Origin of the sequence: Psychrobacter sp. FME6, from assembly GCF_014861365.1 — a bacterium.
Taxonomy (GTDB): Bacteria; Pseudomonadota; Gammaproteobacteria; order Pseudomonadales; family Moraxellaceae; genus Psychrobacter.
On the sequence record NZ_RRYW01000123.1, the window covers coordinates 1 to 6,730 of the forward strand.

Genomic DNA, 6,730 nt, shown 5'->3' on the forward strand with positions numbered 1-6,730 from the left:
TTTTTTTTTTTTTTTTGCTATTATTATCTTAACTTAAATTTTTCTTCAATCTCTTATGTTATATAGCCTAGTGGGCTATATAACACTTGACTGAGCCTAAGTTGTTCTTATGCTCTTGGTTTGGCTGGGTTCTGAAATCAGGGAACACTCACCCTAAAGGACTCGCAGTTGAAAAACTGCAAATCCTTTAGTGTTGTTACCTTGACGGTGTTCACTCATGCCCTCGGCACGACTTGGGACACTCATCAGGAGGTCATCACTGTATCAAGCTGACCCTGTTAAGATTACGGCTGATAGCACCGCCTAGACACGCTCTTAACCGCTATACGCTTTCTAATGCTAGCAAGGGCATAACACCCAATGTACCGCTTCAAAAGACAATATAACCACTCATTGCGTTGCTCAATATGTCCAGAACCCCCTGTCGAGAGCTTACTGTCACCCATGAAATGCAGTCGTCACTGATGCCTGCCACCCATTACAAGGGAACAGTTACAAGGCGTTAATTGGTGGAAGGTAACGAGCAAATAAATTGTAAAACCACGGTTTTGTTTTGTAAGAACTGGGTTTTAAAATCACTAAAAGAGGTAATTTGATTGCAAAATAGCCTAGATTTGGCTTAAAATAGACCCTAATGGGCTTAATTGCTGGTCAAATAACGCACCTTGTATGCTTATTTGGTCGTTACAGGCGTCGCCAAACGTCTGTAACCGTTAATGAACATTAAACGATAAAGCCCCCTATTACGTCAAGTATTAGGGGGCTTTATTTTTGTTTATTGCTAATTAAATTTTGAAATAATGACTAAATTAGCGTCTCGACTCCCTACATGGGGACCATACTCAGCTATTTCTAACCCATTAAAACTATCAAGAACCTTGCTCATTCAACCTACGATAATTGTCACATCCATTCTGGTTACCCTTATCACAAGCCTTACCATACCATTCTTTAGCTTTACGTTTATCTTGACGTACGCTCTGGCCATATTCATACATAATACCTAGGCTATTTTTCGCAACTGCATTCGCTGGATGAGAACCACTGTGATTAGCCGCTTTTTGATACCACTTGAATGCTTTGGCATAATCCTGACGTACGCCTTGGCCGTTTGCATATAATGCTCCTAGGTTACTTTGCGCCTCTAAAAGACCCTGACTAGCCGCTTTTTGATACCACTTGAATGCTTTGGCATAATCCTGACGTACGCCTTGGCCGTTTGCATACATTATTCCTAAATTATTTTGCGCTGCTAAACTAAATGTCGAATCTGCACCATTTTGATTAGCCGCTTTTTGATACCACTTAAATGCTTTGGCGTAATCCTGCTGAACGCCCTGGCCAGTTTTATACATTTCTCCTAGTTTAAATTGCGCATCTAGAAAACCTTGATTAGCCGCTTTTTGATACCACTTGAATGCTTCCTTATTATCCGATTGGATATTTATGCCATAGGCATAGTGCAACGCCACTTCATATTGAGCGTTTACGTCGCCCTGATTGGCTAGTCTTTGGGTTTCTTCAAATGTAACAGCTAAGGTTGGTAGGGATAAGGTGAGAGAAAAAAGGGCAATAGCTAATTTAGATTTGAATTTAGAAAAGGTCATATATTGGGTTCACGTATTAAAAAATGTTGATTACATAGTAGCATTATCAATAAAAAATTTTGACTTGTTAGCGCAAAAAAAAGCCCCCAGCTGGGGGCTTTTTCTTCGTGAATTTAAGGGGATAAAACCGGCCTAAACCCATTTACCATAATGCAGCTTTATGCGAACAATGACACTCTATGTCGTGCTAAACAAGCAGAATAGAGCTGATAATTATCTAAAATTCAGTCCGAATTGGTCGAAAGGAATTTTAAAAGATAGTCATGAAAAATTCACACCAAATGCAAAAGGTGTTCTTAGTAAGGACGGTGTAAAAACGAGATACACGAGTAGCGATAGCCGCTATACAATCACCAAAGACAATGAACACAATTACTATGAAATATATGATAAGACACGTAGACAGAATATTTTACCAGATGGCAAACCTCCATCTACTAGAGGCCTTAAGGGGAAAGAGGCTATGCAACAACAAATACATATAAGGAACACAGACTAATGAATAAAACACCTGAATACTGCTTTTTTTGCTCACCTGACGACATTAATATAGATGATTATAGTGAAATGTTGCAATGGGGATATGATCATTCAGAAGCTGCTACTGTTTTATCTCTTACTCAAGAACAATTAGATTATTATCATGAAGTAGGTCTATGGGATTTAATGTCAGATCACACAGACTATATGATAGGACCGTCTGATAGTAATGTTATTTTTGATGAAGAAATCCAAAACATACGCAACGCTATAGTAAAAGAGGTTGCATTAAAGGATAGGAATATCATGAAAATAATTGAGATTTTGGACTATGCAATGCTACATGAAAAAGCTGTGATAATGAATTTTGGATAATAAGCCTAGATATCATCTTTTAAGACCCTCCTGTATTCTGTGCAACTGCCATTTAGATTAAATGCTTACTAATACGCCCATCAAAGATAAAAGTATGATTCTGAAGAACTGGGTGTCAACTTATGTCCATTTATTATGTTAGAATTTAGATAATAATATTTAGGACGATACTATGGCAGCTTATATCACCGTAGGTGCGACGACAACTCATGGCGGTAAAGTGATTAGTGGCTCGCTACACAGCACTCATAACGGTATTCCAATATCGCGTAAAGGCGATAAAGTCATTTGTAAGAAATGTAAAAAACTGACGACTATTTTGACTGGGGACGCCTCGTTTATTGTCGATGGTGCACCCATTGCTCGCGCAGGAGATGTGACCAGCTGCGGTGCTAAACTGATCGCGGTTCAGCAATCGTTCTGTGAATCTGATTTTGAGGTGATGAGCGTTGAGCAACCAGCGCCTATACAGTTTCCTAAATCTGATCCAGAAAGTTTGTTTGCAAGCCTTGCAGCTTCTGACGATAAAGATTCTGAAGATGAAATGTCTGATGATGACTTGTGGGTTTGGGTTGACGTGTCTACTGAACAAGCATTGGAAGAGGGTGGACTTTGGGCAGGCCCTGGCATGTATGGCACAGATGAAATACCAGGATCTTCTGCAGCGAGAGAGAGAGCTAGATTACAAGGCATAGAAGATAGAAGACAACCTGTAGGGAATAATGACTATGTGAATTTCACTAAAGATGGTAATCATGCTTATGACTATATATCGCCGCCTGTATGTTCAATACATGATCCTAATTGCAGTATCAAATCCGTAGTGAATTTCTTAAACAAAAAAGGCGTGTATCCAAAACAAAAAACACCTATTTCACCAGGTAGAAACAACGTTTCTAACGCAGATATTCCTGGGCCATGGGGAGAGGATAGCATTCAATCTTCTGGCCTTTATGACAGTGCAGGAAATCAAATTGGTGTTAGAAATGAAACTTTGGAAAACCATAAGTTACATCCAGGAGTTGTTGAGCGAAGAGTTATACTAAAAGGAAGTAATATACATATATTAACTGAGGGAGGTGGATCTGGACTGTTAGGCGGTCCTAATGTTCTACTTCGAGCTAATACATGGGGAAGAGTTGATCAAGTAGTAATTGACGAGTTTAAAAAGTAGTATTATAAGATTTTTTATTTACTAATTTATGGTCGTTCATAACAGGAGTTTATCAGCTATCAAATTTATGGAATTTATCATCATTATGTTTGGTACAATCTACCATTACATAGGGCTAATCCCTTCAATAATAATTGTTGCTCTAAGTCCTATTTACTTTCTATTATATTTCGGCTTCTATAGAAAAGTTATTGTCTTAGCATCTCCTGTTGGAGCTCTTTGCATAATTGTGTCCGTTTTATTATCACTCTTCATGACAGTGATATCTTTTATGGTTAGCGCTTCTATGGGAATGTGGGGTTAATATAAAACCGTCTCTTTTAGCGATCAATCTTTATACCTTGGCTCTGTTGCCGTTCTAGCTCTGCTTGCTGTGTCTGCCTTGTCAACTCTGCTCTATCTACTGTAACAAGCTCTGCTTTGTTATCCTTGTTATAAGTCACCCTTACTTTATCGCCCACGTTCGGCAACTCCTCAAAGCTATCTAAGTCATGGTAAACATTCCTGCCTGTTGGGGTCTTCTGCATAACGCCAAGACGAGTCACTGCGGTTATCTCTCCTGTGTACTGTCGCCCTGCCTGTGCTTCTGTAGCCCCATATCTGAACGATGCGTGATAATTCAGTGTCTCCCTTGCTTGCTCATGCGTGGCGTGGGCTTGGGGGGCTGTATGCTCGATATTTTTTTTAGCATCCATTGTAAGATCACGCTTTTTGGTCGCATTAAAATCTCTCTTGATCCCTTTGTACTCACTAGCTAGCTCTTTCATCTGCTTTTCACGTTTACCCCTACCTAGCCATGAATTATTATCTTTTAATGCTTTATGTTCAGCCGCAAGCCTTGTCATATCAGCCTTGTATGGCTCTATGGTCTTTGCCCTAATCTTCTCCGCAGTCTGTGCCACCATTTTATCAAAGCCTTGCTGCACATCTAACGCTTCGTTGACAGTCTGCCCTTCAATTACAGGGGCAATATCAGCCTCTATTTGCGGCTTTGGGGGTGGCGGTGGGGTGTTGGTAGCTGTTAGGGATTTGGCTGCTTGTTGCTTGGCTCTGAGTGCGTCCATGCCCTGCTGAAACTCTAAGGCTTGCTTTTGTTCTTCCCTCTTGTTGGTGTCGATGCGAATTTCTAGCGCTAAACCCTTTATTTTTAGATTACCAGCGTTGATAGCTCGGTTAATGTCGCCCCTGTCTGTTTCCAGTCCTCTGCGCTCCATTGCTGACGCTTTCCACCCTAGTTTTTGCGTAGGTAGCTGCTCGATGCCACGTTCGGCATAGCTGCGGTGGTCGATGCGTTCATTAAAGCCGTTATGCTCTAGGGCTTGGTTGGCTATCTTAGCCCATTCTGCCCTAAGCTCTTTTATCTCGATGCTTGTTGCGCCTAGCCCTAGCGTCTTACGCTTAGTATTTGATAGCTCGATGGTCGCTTTGTCGTCAAACTCAACTTGACCATCAGCTGACAAGCTGACTTCTCTTGTCGTGGTCATAATGTGAGCATGATAATTTTTATTACTGCCTTCTTCATCGGGAGCATGAATGGCTACGTCAACCGCAACGCCATATTTTTTAGATAGCATCTTTCCAAAATCTAAAGCGGTTTGCGTTCCTGAAAAATCTTTTGCGTGATGCTCCGCAAACTCTTTTCGCAACTGGTAGTCAGTAAGTAGCTCGGTACTTCGCCTTTCATCATCGGTTAACTGTTCTGGGTATTCGGGCATTAACTCAGATGGAATAGCAACTATCCACTCTCTAGCCGTTCTAGCATCTTTTCGCTTCTCGGCTTGTTCCGCTAAATTCCACAACTCACTTCTATCAATTTCGTTATCGTCTTTATCAAAAACAGTGGCAAGAAGAACGCCCCCACGCTTACTATAATCATGGGTAAGCCCTGTTCGCTCATCCTTGATTTCAGTACCAGCACGATAAGCAGCCGATGCCGTGGCACTTCTGCCACTGCTACGACTGATCGGCTTGGTGGTGGCGTGATAGATTGCCATTAGGGATGTATCTCATTTTTTAGGGTGAACATAATGCCTAATAACAGCCGTTCTTCAATCTCGGTGAGGGCATTTAAACCGTAGTCATGCGTCTTTAATATGACCGCTTGTTGGTCTGCGGTTAGATCAACCGTGATCGGTTCACTGGTTGCAAGCTCTTTGTACTTCTCAAAACTTGATGCTTCAAATAGACTCATTATTCTTATTCCTTTTTTTGAGACTTGGTCATTTTGGCTTTTGCTCCGCAGGACGCTCTTAGGACTTGTTGAAACCATGAAACAAAGTGTAAGGGTTTAACAAGTCGTAAGTGCGCACTTATCTAAAAAGACAGATAAGTGAAAGCTCTCCAATTCACTGTTATACTAACACAAACATTGATATATCTAGGTGGGATTATGCCAACAATAGAACAGAAGATAGCACGCAAACAAGACGAGCTAAACCGACTAAAAACTAAACAAAGAAAGTTAGAGACTGGTCAGAAAGTCATCATCGGTGGCATGATGTTATCTTTGGCTAAAGATGACCCACAGATAGCAGAGCAGCTGCTTAACTTGATTGGTAAGAACATCACACGCAAAACAGATTTAGACCGCTTAGAGGACGTTATCACAGAGTTAAGAAGCAATTTTGAGAGGGGTTTTAATCATGGCGTATGATTATTTTATTTCGACTAAGGACAATAACGATAAGGTAAAAATTCCAGAATGGATTAGCGAACGTGACGATAGAATGGAATCTTATAAATCAGCTGGTGAGGTAGACTATCGAGGTAACTTCACTAGCGATGAATTGATCCAATTAGCTAATAACTATGCTGAAACTTGGGGGGATGCTATGAATAGTTTTCATGCAGACCTTCAAAATAAAGGCTTGGCGTACATAAGAAATGCTGACACAGACATATTCACCCTATCAGCAATTTACTGGTCATCAGGCGCTTACTAAGTTAGACCAACTAAAACACTTTTTTTTAACGTTTTTTTAAATATAATTTGTTTTTTTAAAAAATATTAAATGTTTTAGTTGGCTTTTTTTAAGCTACAGCCCTTTATTTTCAAAGGTTCAGGCTTACTTATCTTTTCACCTTAGTTTTTTAA

7 protein-coding genes are annotated in these 6,730 nt (G+C 40.4%); 4 read left to right on the plus strand and 3 right to left on the minus strand.

Annotated features, from left to right (window positions below):
• Positions 1 to 869: 869 nt before the first annotated feature.
• Positions 870 to 1,607: a tetratricopeptide repeat protein gene (locus EI162_RS12795; RefSeq protein ID WP_192524710.1), complete on the minus strand. Its 738-nt coding sequence runs from the start codon at positions 1,605 to 1,607 to the stop codon at positions 870 to 872.
• A 498-nt stretch (positions 1,608 to 2,105) separates the two neighbouring features.
• Here EI162_RS12795 and EI162_RS12800 point away from each other — a divergent pair, with 498 nt between their 5' ends.
• Positions 2,106 to 2,462 (plus strand): DMP12 family DNA mimic protein, encoded by a 357-nt coding sequence (locus tag EI162_RS12800; protein WP_087815158.1) that lies wholly within the window; start codon positions 2,106 to 2,108, stop codon positions 2,460 to 2,462.
• 172 nt (positions 2,463 to 2,634) lie between these two features.
• A complete protein-coding gene (locus EI162_RS12805) occupies positions 2,635 to 3,636 on the plus strand; it encodes a PAAR domain-containing protein (RefSeq protein WP_087815156.1) in 1,002 nt (333 codons plus the stop codon).
• A gap of 320 nt (positions 3,637 to 3,956) precedes the next feature.
• Here the strand turns inward: EI162_RS12805 and EI162_RS12810 are convergent, their stop codons facing one another.
• The gene (locus EI162_RS12810; protein ID WP_192524711.1) at positions 3,957 to 5,630 is read right to left on the minus strand and encodes a MobA/MobL family protein; all 1,674 of its coding nucleotides are present in this window, start codon (positions 5,628 to 5,630) and stop codon (positions 3,957 to 3,959) included.
• Positions 5,630 to 5,827: a hypothetical protein gene (locus EI162_RS12815; RefSeq protein WP_192524712.1), complete on the minus strand. Its 198-nt coding sequence runs from the start codon at positions 5,825 to 5,827 to the stop codon at positions 5,630 to 5,632. The genes EI162_RS12810 and EI162_RS12815 overlap by 1 nt, the downstream gene beginning before the upstream one ends.
• Before the next feature lie 198 nt (positions 5,828 to 6,025).
• Here EI162_RS12815 and EI162_RS12820 point away from each other — a divergent pair, with 198 nt between their 5' ends.
• The gene (locus EI162_RS12820) at positions 6,026 to 6,289 is read left to right on the plus strand and encodes a hypothetical protein (RefSeq protein ID WP_192524713.1); all 264 of its coding nucleotides are present in this window, start codon (positions 6,026 to 6,028) and stop codon (positions 6,287 to 6,289) included.
• Complete coding sequence (locus EI162_RS12825; protein WP_192524714.1) at positions 6,279 to 6,578, plus strand: hypothetical protein; 300 nt, start codon at positions 6,279 to 6,281, stop codon at positions 6,576 to 6,578. Before EI162_RS12820 ends, EI162_RS12825 begins: the two co-directional genes overlap by 11 nt.
• Positions 6,579 to 6,730: the final 152 nt, after the last annotated feature.